This is a genomic window from Lacticaseibacillus rhamnosus (assembly GCF_900636965.1).
Classification (GTDB): Bacteria; Bacillota; Bacilli; order Lactobacillales; family Lactobacillaceae; genus Lacticaseibacillus; species Lacticaseibacillus rhamnosus.
Genome location: NZ_LR134331.1, coordinates 1,111,190 through 1,126,744 on the forward strand (window position 1 = coordinate 1,111,190; position 15,555 = coordinate 1,126,744).

A 15,555-nucleotide genomic window follows, 5' to 3' on the forward strand; every position below is an offset into this window, starting at 1 on the left:
GATCTGCGTGTAAGGACCTTGGTCGCAATGGCCAAAACCCGGCCATCACGCCCAAGGCCACTTACACTCCGGCCCCTACCCGCGCCGGCTCGCGCTCAGTAAAAAAGCCATTTGCCAACTTTTTGGCAAATGGCTTCGTATCGAGATCGAACATGCCGCGGCATGTTGGGGTGGGGTGTTGGTGCAGGCAGTTAAGCTGGCTTTTTCTCCGTGGTGAAGATTTCGGTGCTTTGAGTTTCAGTCACCTTGGCGCCAACCGGAGTTGCATACAGGCCGATGCCTTCTTTCTTGAACGCTTGGGCTTTTGCAACCGCATCGGCGAAGGTCTGCGCCTGCTCAGCCGTGATATCACCTTCGTACTTGCTGATCCGAATACTTGTGGATTTACCAGCTTCGGATTTGAAATTAAAAATCAGTGTTTTCATTGATTATCCCTCCGTTTAGGCTGTGACTTCTGCGTTTTGCTGCAAGACAATGCTCGTCAAAGCAGCGTTTGGATAAAGCTTGGCAAAGGCTTGCCCGATCGCGACCAGTTGCTCGTCCTTCGCATCGGCAGCGACATTGTTCATCCGGCGTACCTGCTTAAATGCCTCGTTTTCCGGATCAGTTAGGGTGTACACGATGGTTTGCTTGTTAACATTGCGACTCATGATGTTTCCTCCTCAGTTAGAATTTGTGTTGTCCGAATGTGGCCTGCATTCCAGACAGTTATTACTGGATATTTTGGTCCAAAATCCCGATCAGTGTAGGAAGTTTTTGCGTCCTACACTGATATAAATCGGTGAGTTAGTGAATATGACAACCCTTAACTTATAAATTTGTAACCATTGCAGAATATCGAATGTCTGCTAAAATAATTAAGGTATTTCTTTAGAAAGAGTAAGGTTTTTGCTGACTTACAATTTTGTTATGTACAGTCAGCTATACTTACAGTCGGATTCCTTCTGGGGTCCTTGATTAATGAAAATTTGAAGGGTTCTGATTGTGTGATAACAGCGCAGGCGCCAGGTAAACTTTATGTTGCCGGTGAATACGCGGTGGTCGAAACTGGTTTCCCTGCGATCATCGTGGCGTTAGATCAATTCGTCACTGTAACCGTTGAAGCAACGAAACATTTCGGCAGTATCGTGTCTGAACAGTATCAGGAAAATTCGTTGTATTGGCAACGTCAAGGCGATGAAATGGTCTTTGATAACCGAGATAATCCGTTCCACTACATTCTCTCGGCAATTAAATTAACGGAACAATATGCGCGTGAACTTAACAAACCGTTGGCGCTGTATAAGTTGTATATTGATTCACAACTGGATGCTAAAGACGGGAAAAAGTATGGGTTGGGTAGCTCAGCCGCAGTCACCGTGGCAACGATCAAAGCACTTGCCAAGTTCTATGACTTGAAGATGTCCAAGGATCAAATCTATAAACTGGCGGCCATTGCCCATCTTGATGTTCAGGGTAATGGCTCTTTAGGTGACATTGCTGCGTCAGTTTATGGCGGTTGGATTGCTTATCGTTCGTTTGACAAAGCATGGTTGGCGGCAGCTAGAAACCAAATGTCGCTGTCGGCACTGATCAATGCTGAATGGCCGGAGTTGTCGATTGAACTCTTAACGGCACCGGCTGATATGCAACTTCTGATTGGCTGGACGGGATCGCCGGCTTCAACCTCCCAATTAGTCGATAAAATTACGTTAGCTAAAGCCAAAAAACCACAGCTTTACCATGACTTCTTAACTGCTAGTCGTGAGACGCTGGAGAAATTGATCAATGGGTTCCGGGAGCATTCGCTTAGCCACATTCAGGCTGGCATTCGGCGCAATCGCGAATTGTTGGATGAATTGGCACACTTCTCGGGGGTGGCGATTCAGACGCCAGCATTGCGACAACTGGTAACGTTAGCAGAGCAAGCAGGCGGGGCTGCCAAGTCTTCCGGAGCAGGCGGCGGCGACTGTGGGATTGTTTTAATTGATTCCCATCAGGCGATTCAGCCGTTGCTGGCAGCTTGGCGTAAGCACCACATTGAGCCATTGAAATTCAAAGTACACGAAATCAACGATTAACGACATCTCAGCTATGATTTGGTAAGCAGATTCCGGATGGATAGGATCCAATGGCGAAGCAAATACCCAGTAGCTGGGATTTTTTTATTTTTATACGAATAACTTATGAATTTTTCTGGGAATTATCAGAAAAGGCGTACTCTTCGCAAGCGGTTTCTAGTATAGTAGAGTAGGTAGTTAAATTAGTAGAGAAGGGACTTGTATGAGTGTGAAAGTTCGCAAAGCAGTGATACCGGCAGCCGGGCTTGGGACCCGTTTTCTGCCAGCAACCAAAGCTTTAGCTAAGGAAATGTTGCCGATTGTCGACAAACCAACCATTCAATTTATCGTTGAAGAAGCTAAGGCTAGTGGGATTGAGGATATTCTGATTGTTGAGGGTAAACAAAAACGCTCTATTGAAGATCATTTTGACTCAGCACCTGAGTTGGAACAGAATCTGAAAGAAAAACATAAAGACGCCTTGCTACAGCTGGTTCATTCCACAACCGACATCGGCGTCAACTTATTCTTCGTGCGGCAGCCATATCCGCGTGGTCTTGGTGATGCCGTTCGCTTAGCCAAATCGTTTGTTGGCGACGAACCATTCGTGGTCATGTTGGGTGATGACCTGATGAATGACAAAGTGCCGTTGACCAAGCAATTAATTGATGAATATGATAAAACCCATGCGTCCATTCTTGCCGTTAAAAAGGTGCCGCATGATGAAGTATCGGCATATGGCGTTATTGATCCGGAAAAAGAAGTTTCCAAAGACCTCTATAACGTTAAGAAATTCGTTGAAAAGCCCGCTGTTGCTGATGCCCCAAGTGACTTGGCTATCATCGGCCGCTACCTGCTGACCCCGGAAATCTTTGATATTCTTGATAATCAAAAACCGGGCAAAGGCAATGAAATTCAGTTAACCGATGCGATTGATACCTTGAACCAAACTCAGCGCGTCTTTGCACATGAGTTTAAAGGGGATCGCTACGATGTCGGCAATAAGTTCGGGTACGTCAAGACTAATGTTGAATATGGCTTGACCCATCCGGAAGTAAAAGATGAACTCCGCGCATACATCCTTGATCTGGCTGCTAAGTTGCAATCAGGCAAGCATGTGGGGAAGCCGGCAAATAAGAAGTAAATCTTAAAGTCACGTATGATAAACAAAAGTAACTTGGTCATGGAGTTCTTAAAATGGCTAAGTTATTTTTTTGTAGTTATGACACTCGTTCTGTTTTGTGCAATACTTTTGCGAGATCTGTTTGGTTGGCAATGGCATCATGAGTTCATGAATGGTAAAATTAGTAATGTCTTAATTAGTGCCTGGTGATTTAGGCTGCGGTTTCTGGCCGAATTTCAGTCACTTTATAGTTGATTTGATAATGCAGGCCACCCTGTTCGACCACAATAGAAATTGGTACAGAAAAAAGCTTAAGGAGGAGGTCGATATTTGCCAATGCAATCGCGCTATCCACCGTTACCACCAAGGACTCAGCCGTTCTGGTGTTCACTAAGTCAAGCCCAAGTGAACCTTTCAAGAAGGCAAACTTGCGCTCAATGGCACCGCGACGGTTTTCCGCACTGACATCGGCTTTGCGCTGTTTCGGATCCACATGTTTGGGCTTTCGACCCAGCTTTGGCCCATTAAGTTTAATGCCTAGCTTCTTACACAGATTGATGTTATCTCGCGTGCGATAGAGAGTATCGACCAGCACCTCATCCGGATATTCACCCACTAGGTCAAAAGCATGGTCAAGCGTTACTTCAAGATCAGTGCTTTCGTTAAATGAATTGAAGTCGAAACGCTCTACATCAATCACGCCATCCAACATGGAACAGTCAATCTTGGCGCCAAACTCAACGGACTGCTTTGCCTTACCTCGCACGATTGGCCGGATATACGGCTGTTGAAGGCTAACGATGCGATTCTCGACATGGTGAGTGTGGTTCTCAAACATGAAGAGCTGCTGCTCATAGACTTGTTTAATCACTTCCAGACGCTGTGCTTGCCAATCAGTGAGCTGACCGCCTTGCGCAAGCAGTTCCGCCACATATCGCAGATCTCTTCGGATGTATTGTAGCTGAGCCTGAAGCTGTTTGCGGCGTTCCTTGTTTTGACGCCGCGGTTTCCTCGAAAAAGCGGTCCACTTACCTTTTGCTTCACGTCTGTACGTCCGCGGAATTTCCACACCTAACCCGTGGGCCAGATCTGTGACCATTTGTTCGAGATTCAAACGACTCTGGTTAAGCAGCGTTGTATCTTGGGGATACTTGATCTTGACCGGAACGGCAGTCGCATCACTAATCAAAACATGTGTCCCCTCAGGTAGATCGGCCTCCAACCGCTCGCGCGTGAAGTCATTAGTAATGTTGCGGATCAAATCTGAGATGGCTGAAAGCCGTTGGCGAAAGTGCACCAACGTTGTGTGTTCAAATGGCTTCTTAGCGCGATATTCGGGTAATCCGATGAAGTACTGATAGGCTGGTGTATCACGGATATCGTCGACAACTTGGCGGTCGGTCAGGCCTTTCTTCAACTGGATCAACGTTGCGCCATAAAGCAATCGAAATGGCTTCGCTGCTCGGCCGGTTTTTGAAGGGAACTGTAATTGGTATGCCTCTTCAAGTTTGGCCCATGGGATCAATTCTGCATATTGAACCCACTCGTTGTCCGGGCTGAGCGGTGTTCCCAGAGCGCTTCCAAAGGATTCAAGTGATAGTTGCGTTGCTTTTTGACGATAAACCATGATCAATTCCTCCGATAGGTCAGCGATAAGTGCAAGGGTAAATCCCAAAGCATAGGCATTTCGGGCAAATAAGGCTTACACTTATTATACACTTAACTATTGTCAAAGCCTATCATGAAAGTACTTTTATAGTTTTTCACCATCCACTAATTAGCATTGCAAGTCAATATGGCAAAATAAAATTTATATCCGACTTTACCTAGCATAAATCGTTAGTATGCCGGTTTGATAAACATAGCAAGGAGTCTTAATATGACAAAACGGGCAGTGGTTTTTTGTGTAAAAGGGTTGCACATTATGCTTGTAGCAACGGCTATAACGTCTTTAGTTAAAAAATACCATTCTGATCGGGAAATGAAAATCCTGGTTATAATAGAAGGCGGAAATCAAGACGATATTAACTTTATTCGAAGTATCCCGAGTTTGTATGGAAAACAACAGATCTCGGTTGATTTTTGGGCGCCTCCATATCCTCTGCTAGATAAAGTTTCCGATCAGTTTGAGACGGGTACAAGTTTGCCTAAATTGGTTCTTTGGAGATTGTTCTTGCCATACTATTTTCCTGATTATGATCAGATTGCTTATATGGACAATGATATTTTAATAACAACCGACATTAACGATTTGTTTGATCAGATGCTACCTGAAGATGTTATTGGTGGTGTGTTAGACTACGAAGACGTTACGCATCCTGATCACGATCGTTCAAAAGAGTTCTACCTCCCTAGTACCGATCAATATATTAATGCAGGGGTATTTGTCGCCAATTCAAATGCATATCGGTCAGTTGTTCCGTTCGAGAAAATGATAGAGATCATTAATCGGCATAACTATCCATATGGCGATCAAAATATTTTGAATATTGCGTTTTACAATCATATTTATTTGTTGCCATGGCGGTTCAACTTACAATACGATAACCGGCTCCTTGATAAATATGAAAGTCTTGCACCGCAACGTATTAAAGGAATTCGTGAACAACTAAATGAGCCTGGTATTATTCACTTTGCAGCAAACGGGTTTGTTCTCCCGCCTTGGTATGTCTTCACGCCTACTACAAGATGGGAGAAAATGTGGTGGGAAACCTTTGTTGATATGCAAAAAAAGCACCTGGATTTCATAGCTAGGACTACCGAGGATACAGTTCATGAACCTTAATGGGACATATGTAGTGGGTTGCTGATGATTATCTTCGGACACTGGTTTGTCCTTGAATCTGAAAAAAGAAGCACAGGCTTAAAGACTGTGACCATTATTGAATGAGGCGGGCCGATTTCCTTGAGATTAGGAAATTGGCCCGCCTCTTAGCTTCAAGCGTAATCAATCTCATTGCGCTTCAGCGTTCTTCATTTTCAAAAGATCTTCAATATATGCAAGATAAGATGCGCACTATCCTCTAAATTTAATGGCGTAAGATACCCCAGCTCTTACCTAGTTATACTAGAATTTAACGCGTAATCGACTTTACCAAGCTAAACACACGCCAGAAATTTTGTTCGAATTCATCCCGTGAATACCCATGTTCCCATGGAAGTGAACGGATTTCACTAACGAAGTGACGGATAACTACTTTTTTTCGTGCTGCTTGCATTTTTTTTGCTTGTTTTAGATTGTAGTGAAGTGCGTAACCGTTTAACCATTCATCATCTTTTTGGTAATTATATTGTAAAGGAAGGTGGATTGATTGGCTTTCAAACAGGTTATTTAAAATGGTTTGGTCAATGAACGAATAATCAGAAGTGTTTATAGTATTAACCAATTGATCCTGAGTATACGCTTGAATGTACTTGTGGGTATTTATAAGTAGCACGCCAGAATTAAAGTAACTGTCAAAATGTTTGATTTCTGGCCAAATGGAACCCTCTTTAGTATCAGCATATAGAAGGGTCTGAAAATCATTGACTGCACCGATGGCTTTATCATCCGGTAACATGTCAAACATAGGTGATATGTCGTCACAGATAAGGACGTCGTTATCTAAATAGAGCAAACGGTCTGTGTCACTAAATATGTACGGCGCAAACAACCGCCACAAGACAACGGAAGGATATCTGGTATTTGTGTTGGCCGTGTGAACCTGATCCATGATCGATGGCTTTTGCCAGACGTCAACTGTAATATTGGGGCGCAGAAGTTGTTTGGGAATGCTCTTTAACCAAAAAATATCCTGATTAAGATAATCATCAGCCATTACCAGAATTCTAAGAGGAATATTGACTGGCCAGTGTAGTACAAGGGAAGCAATGGCAGTCCCCGTAAGTTGGATGTGACTGCCGGTAACAGTAAAAAGTACGGCGTTTTCGCTCATTTAATATAACCTCCTAAAGATGTTTCGGTAAGGGTGACACGAGCTGGCATCACGAATCACAATATAGACACAGCAATAGGCCAGCCGTTGTTTAACTGTTCAAGATGTTCTGTAGATACTCAACACTTTAATCAAAGAGGGCTTTAGGAACTTAGATTTATTGCTAGATAGCAAAAGTAGCCACATATGCTCCAGTGCAAAAGTATCTATTAATACAATGGTCTGTGGTGGTGAGGGTTGGGCACCAACTGGCAAATTTTGTAAATTGGTTTGCTATGCTATAATAACATTATTTATGAAATTAGGATGCTGCTAAACAGTATGGAGGATTTGAATTAATGGAATATGTAATTTCACCATTGCAACCTGATACTGATCAAGCGACCGTTAAAGCAAAAATGGATACGGCCTACTTTTTTGGAAAAGTTGGGTTTCGTGAATTGTTTTTATCGCGTTATGTATTTTGGAATGATGAGCACTGGCGATCTGAGATTTTAGGGATAATTGCGACAGTTGGAAAGGGAGATGTTGTCATTTATCAGATTCCCACTTATGCTGAACCCTCCGTAGAGAAGGCCGTTGTTGAGCTGGTGCATAAGCAGGGCGCACTTATTATCGCATTTGTCCATGATGTCGAATATTTACGGTTTCCGGACTCTTATGACAAAGGACAGGTGCTTAGTTTCTTCAAATCATTTGATGCATTGATTGTTGGTACGCAGCTTGTAAAAGAAAAATTGGCCGCAGATGGCGTCAATATTCCAATGATTCCGAGTGGCCCGTGGGGGTATCGCCAACCGATTGCTTATCGTCGGCCTAGCTTTTCAAAGACGCTTCACTATGCAGGCAATCTAGTTGATCGCAAGGCCGGATTTTTGCAAAACTTTCCAGAAAACTTACATATTAAGGTATATGGTTCAGCTGATGGTAAAACTGACCTGCCTTTTTCGCTAGCGGATTCTGTAGAATATTTAGGGAGCTATCGTCAAGAAGAGTTGGCTTTAGCTTTAAATGATGGTTACGGCTTAATTTGGGATGAAGATAAGGAACATCATTTTGACCCATATGCCAGGATTAATATGACCCACAAATTTAGTTTGTATCTATCTCTTGGTTTGCCGGTTATTGCATGTAACCAAACTGCTATTGGCCGGTACGTTAGCGAAAACGGATTAGGAATCGCCATTGACTCCCTTGATAATCTAGGCAACATTATCGAAGGTGTCACAGAAGATGACTTTAATCGCATTGTCGATAAGGTAGCCAACATCAGCGATCTAATCCGCAGCGGAAGGCACAATCAGATGGCTGCCTTACAAGCTGTTTTGGCAGTAAAGGGTACATTACCGTTCTGATGACTAGAAGATCTGAAAGAGAGAGTACACAATACCAAATAAAACCATTATTGCTAACAGAACAGATACCGTTACTTGAACGACTGTACTGATCTTTAAATGGTCTTTGGATGGTTTCGTGATTTCTTCGTTTTCTTTATGGACGCGCTGGGCAATGTCTTTGTCGATTAGGTTCTTTCTTTTTTGTTTCATAATACTTTGAGTATAAAGAGACAAAAAAACAAAAGCAACTCTAGATGAAATTAAATATGAAGGAGATTCATGAATGAATTTCTGGGGTTCTAGCTACCGATATCATAAAAAAGCAAAAAAAATAATTAAGTTGCAAGAGACGTATCGTGCAATGGGCGATGAGGAACTTCGACAGCAAACTGAATTATTTCGCCAACGACTTGCAAAAGGCGAATCTTTGCGATCGTTACTCGTTGAAGCGTATGCTGTTGTGTGTGAAGCAGACTTTAGAGTTCTCCATATGCGACCATTTCCTGTTCAAGTTTTGGGCGCCGTTGCAATGGAATACAATAACATCGTTGAAATGAAGACCGGTGAAGGAAAGACTTTGACGGCGACCATGCCGATGTATCTTCACGGATTGACAGGTGCTGGGAATTTCTTAATTACAGCAAATGGGTATTTAGCTAATCGTGATGCGGAACAGATGGGTCAGGTCTACCGTTGGCTTGGCCTAACAGTTGCTTCCGGTGTTGCGCAGCCCGGGCATGAAAGCGAAAAACGCGATCGGCAGAGAATCTATCAAGCAGATATTGTTTACACGACAAATTCGGCGCTCGGATTTGACTATTTGTTTGACAACCTTGCGGCCAATCCAGAAGAACAGTATATCAATCATTTGAATTATGCGTTGCTTGATGAAGCCGATGCAATTCTACTCGACAGTGCGCAAACACCATTGATTATCGCTGGTATTCCTAGAGTCCAGTCAAATTATTATCAGTCGGCAGATCGCATGATTAACATGCTCAAGGAAAAGGTCGACTATAAGCGTAGTGATGATCGTAAGTCTGTTTGGTTTACGCCTGATGGCATTAAACGTATGCAGCATTTCTTTGGTGTTGATGATCTTCTAGGCGATGAATGGCATGAGCTATATCGTCATTTAGTTTTGGCTTTAAAAGCACACTTCATTTACAAACGGGATCGTGATTATGTTGTGGATGATGACATGGTCGTTTTAGTTGATCGCGATAATGGTCGTGAATTGATCGGTATGAAGATGCAAAGTGGGCAACATCAAGCAATTGAAGCTAAGGAACACGTTAAGTTGACTGATGAAATGCGTACGATGGCTTCCGTAACCTATCAGAATCTATTTCGAATGTTCGGCCAGCTTGCAGGGATGACAGGAACAGCTGCCACTGATGCCGCGGAGTTTATGGAGGTTTATCGCTTGGCAGTATACCGTGTGCCGACCAATGAACCGATGATTCGCAAGGATTTACCTGATCAGCTATACATCAGTCAAACAGCCAAATTATTGGCATCTTTGAAGACTGTTCATAAAGCATACGATGAGAAACGTCCTATTTTGATTGAAACCGGTTCACTCTCGCTTTCGAATCTCTATTCACGTTTATTATTAAGAGAAAAAATTCCACATAGTTTACTGAATGCGCGCAGTGCCGCAAAAGAAGCAAAAATCGTGGCTGAAGCTGGTCAACTAGGGGCTGTAACTGTTGCAACCTCAATGGCAGGTCGTGGCACGGATATTAAGCTTGGAAAGGGAGTTAAAGAAAAAGGGGGGCTGCTTGTTTTAGGAACAGAGCGAATGGCCAATCGGCGAGTTGATAATCAACTACGCGGACGGGCGGGCAGACAAGGAGAGCCTGGAAGCAGTATTTTTTATACATCTCTTGAAGATCGGATCGTCATTCAGAATGCGCCGAAACGGGTTCAAAAATATGCTTACAAGCATTCACATGACAAGCATCAACAGCTCAGTCGTCATGGTCGGTTTCATAGGGTGATTGACGAAGCTCAAAATCGCGTCAGCAATGCAGGTCGGAGTGCACGATTTTCAACCTTGCAATACGGTGAGGTTTTCCGTGCCCAACGTGATTGTGTTTATGCAACGCGAGACAAAGTGATGGTTGCTTCTTCCCTTGAACGAGTTATAAAAGGAGTTTTTAAACGAGTTGCAGAAGATTTTGTGAAGGATCATGTGAAGGATCATAGGAACGGGGATATTTCCGACTTCCTAGACTTTGTATATACCAACATTGATCGCGATTATCTCCCCCAAATGCTAGAGGACCATCCAAATCAGTGGCAAGATCCGACAACAGTCCTATGGGGGCAATCAATTGGCTTGAATGCTCATTTGACGCCTACAAACAGTACTGCTTCAGTTGCTTGGGGCACGAATGCGGCTAGCGGCGTTGGTGCCTTTACCAACGTTAACGGCCGGATCACCAGCTTTAAAACGGAGGCACCCAGCGGCAATACCAACGCGGCTTTACAAACCAATAACGGCACTCCGGTTACATTCACGGCGACAGCGACTAACGATGATAAGACCACAGTTTCCGGCAAGGTCCAGGCAACGATTGGTGGACTTAATCCGTTGACAGTGCAGCGGGGCACAAGTTTTAGCGTTAAGCCTGCAGCATTAGATGGCGTGACTTATCCTTCTAAGCCCACTTTTAAATGGCATCTGTATAAGGATCAAAAAGGCAGTCAGGACTATTCGCCGGTGGCTGGTGAACAAATCACGAATAATACCGACACTTTAAACTGGCAAAATATCCAGGCGGCGGCAGGGACATTGTATTATCAGTTAGAAGTTGAATTTGATAGCGGCCAAAAGTCTTATTGGTACAGTAACATCGCCCCACTAACCATCACCGCCTCCGCTCCGCAGCTGCACGCGGTTCCTAATCTGCAGTTTGCGCTTAGTTCGGGCGCTAACCCAAGCATTGCCGATTTTTATGCCGCACAGGGTGTGACCATGGTGTATCAGCCGAGCACAATCGCTAACCAGACAAACTGGGATGGTAACAATCATGGTGCGTTGGCGATTGCTGGCGGCGGTAGTACCTGGAGTTTGAATGTTCAGTTTTCACCGTTTAAAAATCAGACAACGCAGCACTATTTATCAACGGAGACTGGTGGCAGTGCGGCTGTGACCTTGCATTTTGCTGATGGGACCGCGGTTCAGGCCAAAGATAACCGCCAGCCGGTGACGGTTTACAGCAAAGTGACCAAGGACGTTACCACGACAACCGCTACCACGACTTCGCTGCAGGTGCCGCAAACGTCAACGATTCAGCCGGGAACGTATCAGTCTACCGCTACTTGGACGCTGGTCAAGGCGCCTTAGTCGTGTGAAACCAAAAAAACCCCGCATCTTCGCAATCATTGCGAGAATGTGGGGTTATTTTTGCGCATCGGCAGGCTTATGCGTCAGATTCTGATAAGCCGTTTTGCCGGATGACTTGTTGATACCAATAAAATGATCGTTTCCGATAACGCTTCAAAGTACCGCTGCCGTCATCGTGTTTGTCGACGTAGATGTAGCCGTAGCGTTTGGCCATTTCACCGGTGCTGGCGGAGATGAGGTCAATCGGTGCCCATGAGGTGTAGCCGATCAGATCCACGCCGTCTTGAATAGCATCATACATGGCGGCAACATGGGCACGAAGATAGCTGATGCGTGCCGTGTCATTAACGGTTTTTTGGCCATCTTGTTCAATCAATTCGTCGCGCGCACCGAAGCCGTTTTCGACGACCATTACCGGCACTTGGTAGCGATCGTAAATTTGATTAAGCGCCGTGCGTAACCCGCGGGGATCGATTTCCCAGCCCCAGGCACTGCGCTGGAGGTAGGGGTTCTTGACGCCAGCAAAGAAGTTACCGCCGCTGGTTTCGCCGCTTTCAGTGGTCGCCATGGTGCTGGACTGGTAATAAGACAGAGCAAAGAAGTCCACGGTGCCTCTTTTAAGGAGCTCTTCTTCCCACGGCTCCATATCCATGATGATATTGTGATCGCGCCAATAACGTTTGGCAAAATAGGGATAGCGACCTTTCACTTGGACATCGCCGCAATAAAAATTATTAAGTTCGGTGGCAGTTTGGACAAGGGCAATATCTTCTGGGTGGCTTGTCAGCGGATAGAGCATGCGATAAGCCAGCATACAACCAATTTTCAGGTTGGGATCGAACCCATGGGCAAAGCTGCAGACTCTGGCACTGGCCACAAATTGATGATGCAGTGCTTGGAGGCGCATTTGGGTGGAATCGATATCAGGGCTGATGAACCGGTTGGTGTCGTCCACATACATGCCGCCAGCTAAGTAGGCTCCCATCGGTCGGGTTAGCATATTGATTTCATTAAAGGTCAGCCAGTAGTGGACATCATTGTGAAAGTTGGCAATGACAGTTTGCGCAAATGTAACATATTCTTCGATCATGTCTCGTGACGCCCAGCCGTTGAACGCCTTCGTCAGTGCAATTGGCGATTCAAAATGCGAGATCGTGACAAGTGGCTCAATGTTGTAGCGCTTGAGTTCAGCAATCAACGCCGCGTAAAAGGCAAGCCCTTCTTTGCTTGGGCCGTCGCTTGCAGAACCGGTTGGGTAAATCCGCGTCCAAGCGATGGAGAAGCGGTAGACTTTAAAGCCCATTTCCGCAAACAGCGCAATGTCTTCTTGATAACGATGAAAATGATCAATGGCTTCATGACTGGGGTAAAACGCGTCTGGACGTACCTCGCGGGTGAGTTGACGGGGGACATTGTGAGTGCCGCCCAGTAACAAGTCGCTGGTTGCTAACCCTTTGCCGTCCACGTTATAGGCGCCTTCGAGCTGATTGGCAGCAGTTGCGCCACCCCAGAGAAAATTTTCGGGAAATTGACAAATGGACATAACGACCTCCTTCATTAGGTTTCGGGGATGAAACTGAATAGCTTATCGCCTGGCCGGACAGATGCTTTTTCATGCACTTCAATCCGTTCGGGAGGCGTATTCGGTAGTAAAACAATCACCGTGGGATCAAAACCAGACTTTTCAATGAGCGGCAAATCGATCTTAATGAGCGGTTGGCCGACTTTGACGGACTCACCTTGAGAGACAAGTGGTTTGAAAAAGCGTCCATCCAGTCGCACGGTGTCAATGCCGATGTGGATCAGCACCTCTTGTCCCGAGGCCGTGGTTAAGCCGATCGCGTGGTTCGTTGGATATAACATGGAGACAGTGGCATCGGCCGGCGCGACAATGGTGCCGCTCTCAGGAATAATAGCGACTCCGTGTCCCAGCGTGCCAGCTGCAAAAACCTCATCCTGGACGCGAGCAAGCGGGATCATCTCACCCGCGACCACACTCTGAAAAGGTTGCGGGTGCGTTTTAGCGCTGGTGCTTGCATTGGTCGCGACGGTGGCAAAGAAGTAGGTGGAAAGAAAAGTCGCGCCAAATGCGATGGCCACAGTCAGTAAGGCGTTGCGGAAATTAGTAGGATTAGCGCCGATGAAGACGGGGAGGGTGAAGATCCCCGGTGAACCGAATGAATAGCGGACCAGCCCAGTGAGCCCGGCAAAAAGACCGGCCAGTCCCCCGGAAACCACGACGCAGGTTAACGCGTGTTTATACTTGAGCGTGACGCCGTACAGTGCCGGTTCCGTGATGCCGGACAACGCGGTGACGCTGGCAGAGAGCGCGATTTGGCGTCCGCGGGTTTGCTTTTCACGCACGGCAATGGCGGCAGCGGCTCCAGCTTGGGCAATATTGCTGGCTAACATTCCGGGACCCATAATCGTTTCACTACCAAACTTGGTCATGGACAAGGTCGCTAATGGCAAAAGTGAAACATGCATGCCAACCATGACCAGCAGTGGGGTGAAGGCGCCGACCAGGGTTGGAACGAGCCATGGTGTATGTTGATTAATGAAGGTGACCGCGGTATAAAGGCCATCGCCTAAAAGACTGCCGATGGGACCGATGACAATTAAGGCAATCGGAGCGGTAATGAGTGCGACTAACAGCGGTTTGAGCATGGTTTTGATCATGTTGGGTGCGACTTTTTCCGCGAATCGTTCGACATAGCTCATAAACCAGACGATTAAAATGATGGGAATGACGCTTCCACCATAGGATGCTAGGCGAATGGGCGCACCGAATAACGCAATGGGCTTGCCTGCTGCGACCAGCGCTGTGAAGTTAGGGTGAAGTAGCACACCGGCCATCATCATTGCCAGATAGGTATTGGTGTTGAACTTCTTGGCGGCGCTGACGGCGAGCATGAATGGTAGAAAATAAAACGCGGCATCAGCCATGAAACTCAAGGTGAGATAGGCGGTGCTTTTTGGATTGAGGCCCACTAAGGCTAAGATGGCGATGACGACTTTGAACATCCCGCCGGCAATGAGAACGGTGATGATCGGGGCCATGATGCTGACGATGGCGTTAAGAATGCGTTTAATTAAATTTTTCTCTTGGGTTGGTGTCGGTTGATTCGGTTCGCCTGCTTCATGAAGCTGATATTGTTGCTGGATAGCGGCATAGTATTTGGTCACGTTAGCACCGATGACGACTTGAGATTCATCGCCGGCCACCACGGTACTAAGAACTTCCGGCATTTTTTCGAGTTGTGCCTGATTGAATTGCTGCTTATCGCGTAAAGTGAAGCGGAGGCGAGTGGCGCAGTGGGTGAGGCTTTTGACATTTTGGATCCCACCTACAGCAGCCATGATTTGGGTGGCGATTTTGGCTGGATCAGACACGGTCAAGACACCCCCTTAACGCCACGGTCATTTTGCCGCGTTGATGCCCGAATCCTTTATTCAACTGGTTGCTCGTGCGACAGTCATGCTTTTGTACTTGCAATATGAATAACCCCCTTCATAAACAAACCCTGTTATTGGCAGTAAAAAAACAGACATAGCCAAGAAGATCGTTTGAACGATAAAACGATGATCAAAGTTCTGTCTGTTTACCCGGTAACAGTAGATGTGATATCAGCTGTTAAGCGTATGATAACGGATACCAAAATAAAAAGCAACCTAATTAGATTGCTTTCTGCATTGTTTGTATCCAACTATTTATTATTTATCTAAAAATAAACGATAAATAGCAAGCTGAATTAAATTGTACATA

At 45.6% G+C, this 15,555-nt stretch carries 11 protein-coding genes; 5 read left to right on the forward strand and 6 right to left on the reverse strand.

The features are described 5' to 3' along the window. Nucleotides 1–191: 191 nt before the first annotated feature. Both EL173_RS05810 and EL173_RS05815 read right to left on the reverse strand, forming a co-directional pair. The gene (locus EL173_RS05810) at nucleotides 192–425 is read right to left on the reverse strand and encodes a DUF2922 domain-containing protein (protein ID WP_005688886.1); all 234 of its coding nucleotides are present in this window, start codon (nucleotides 423–425) and stop codon (nucleotides 192–194) included. 15 nt (nucleotides 426–440) lie between these two features. After that, complete coding sequence (locus tag EL173_RS05815) at nucleotides 441–650, reverse strand: DUF1659 domain-containing protein (RefSeq protein WP_005685794.1); 210 nt, start codon at nucleotides 648–650, stop codon at nucleotides 441–443. 336 nt (nucleotides 651–986) lie between these two features. Here EL173_RS05815 and EL173_RS05820 point away from each other — a divergent pair, with 336 nt between their 5' ends. Together EL173_RS05820 and galU are read left to right on the forward strand one after the other, a co-directional pair. After that, on the forward strand, nucleotides 987–2,060 hold the full coding sequence (locus tag EL173_RS05820; protein ID WP_014571260.1) for a phosphomevalonate kinase: 1,074 nt from the start codon (nucleotides 987–989) through the stop codon (nucleotides 2,058–2,060). Nucleotides 2,061–2,268: 208 nt separating this feature from the next. Further along, nucleotides 2,269–3,183, forward strand: coding sequence for a UTP--glucose-1-phosphate uridylyltransferase GalU (gene galU, locus EL173_RS05825; protein ID WP_014571261.1), 915 nt, complete (start codon nucleotides 2,269–2,271; stop codon nucleotides 3,181–3,183). A 190-nt stretch (nucleotides 3,184–3,373) separates the two neighbouring features. On the opposite strand, the gene EL173_RS05830 is transcribed toward galU, so the two are convergent. Continuing rightward, nucleotides 3,374–4,789: an IS5-like element ISLrh2 family transposase gene (locus EL173_RS05830; protein WP_019728464.1), complete on the reverse strand. Its 1,416-nt coding sequence runs from the start codon at nucleotides 4,787–4,789 to the stop codon at nucleotides 3,374–3,376. A gap of 252 nt (nucleotides 4,790–5,041) precedes the next feature. On the opposite strand from EL173_RS05830, the gene EL173_RS05835 reads away from it, so the two are divergent. Then, entirely contained in the window at nucleotides 5,042–5,947 is a 906-nt protein-coding gene (locus EL173_RS05835) for a glycosyltransferase (RefSeq protein ID WP_019728467.1), read from the forward strand. Between the two features lie 289 nt (nucleotides 5,948–6,236). On the opposite strand, the gene EL173_RS05840 is transcribed toward EL173_RS05835, so the two are convergent. Further along, nucleotides 6,237–7,097 carry a glycosyltransferase gene (locus EL173_RS05840; protein WP_005688896.1) on the reverse strand — a complete coding sequence of 287 codons (861 nt, stop codon included), beginning with the start codon at nucleotides 7,095–7,097 and terminating at the stop codon, nucleotides 6,237–6,239. A 338-nt stretch (nucleotides 7,098–7,435) separates the two neighbouring features. On the opposite strand from EL173_RS05840, the gene EL173_RS05845 reads away from it, so the two are divergent. Beyond that, nucleotides 7,436–8,452, forward strand: coding sequence for a glycosyltransferase (locus EL173_RS05845; RefSeq protein ID WP_014571262.1), 1,017 nt, complete (start codon nucleotides 7,436–7,438; stop codon nucleotides 8,450–8,452). Nucleotides 8,453–8,717: 265 nt separating this feature from the next. Beyond that, entirely contained in the window at nucleotides 8,718–11,789 is a 3,072-nt protein-coding gene (secA, locus tag EL173_RS05855) for a preprotein translocase subunit SecA (protein WP_015764414.1), read from the forward strand. Between the two features lie 76 nt (nucleotides 11,790–11,865). On the opposite strand, the gene EL173_RS05860 is transcribed toward secA, so the two are convergent. Together EL173_RS05860 and EL173_RS05865 are read right to left on the reverse strand one after the other, a co-directional pair. Beyond that, nucleotides 11,866–13,332 carry a glycoside hydrolase family 1 protein gene (locus EL173_RS05860; protein ID WP_014571265.1) on the reverse strand — a complete coding sequence of 489 codons (1,467 nt, stop codon included), beginning with the start codon at nucleotides 13,330–13,332 and terminating at the stop codon, nucleotides 11,866–11,868. A gap of 14 nt (nucleotides 13,333–13,346) precedes the next feature. Beyond that, on the reverse strand, nucleotides 13,347–15,182 hold the full coding sequence (locus EL173_RS05865) for a beta-glucoside-specific PTS transporter subunit IIABC (protein WP_014571266.1): 1,836 nt from the start codon (nucleotides 15,180–15,182) through the stop codon (nucleotides 13,347–13,349). Between the last annotated feature and the right edge of the window lie 373 nt (nucleotides 15,183–15,555).

What these genes read in the sequence shown, in the direction of transcription:
- EL173_RS05840 (WP_005688896.1), bottom strand. Translation starts at nt 7,097, where the DNA reads ATGAGCGAAAACGCCGTACTTTTTACTGTTACCGGCAGTCACATCCAA.
- EL173_RS05845 (WP_014571262.1), top strand. Translation starts at nt 7,436, where the DNA reads ATGGAATATGTAATTTCACCATTGCAACCTGATACTGATCAAGCGACC.
- EL173_RS05860 (WP_014571265.1), bottom strand. Translation starts at nt 13,332, where the DNA reads ATGTCCATTTGTCAATTTCCCGAAAATTTTCTCTGGGGTGGCGCAACT.
- EL173_RS05815 (WP_005685794.1), bottom strand. Translation starts at nt 650, where the DNA reads ATGAGTCGCAATGTTAACAAGCAAACCATCGTGTACACCCTAACTGAT.
- secA (WP_015764414.1), top strand. Translation starts at nt 8,718, where the DNA reads ATGAATTTCTGGGGTTCTAGCTACCGATATCATAAAAAAGCAAAAAAA.
- EL173_RS05830 (WP_019728464.1), bottom strand. Translation starts at nt 4,789, where the DNA reads ATGGTTTATCGTCAAAAAGCAACGCAACTATCACTTGAATCCTTTGGA.
- EL173_RS05810 (WP_005688886.1), bottom strand. Translation starts at nt 425, where the DNA reads ATGAAAACACTGATTTTTAATTTCAAATCCGAAGCTGGTAAATCCACA.
- EL173_RS05835 (WP_019728467.1), top strand. Translation starts at nt 5,042, where the DNA reads ATGACAAAACGGGCAGTGGTTTTTTGTGTAAAAGGGTTGCACATTATG.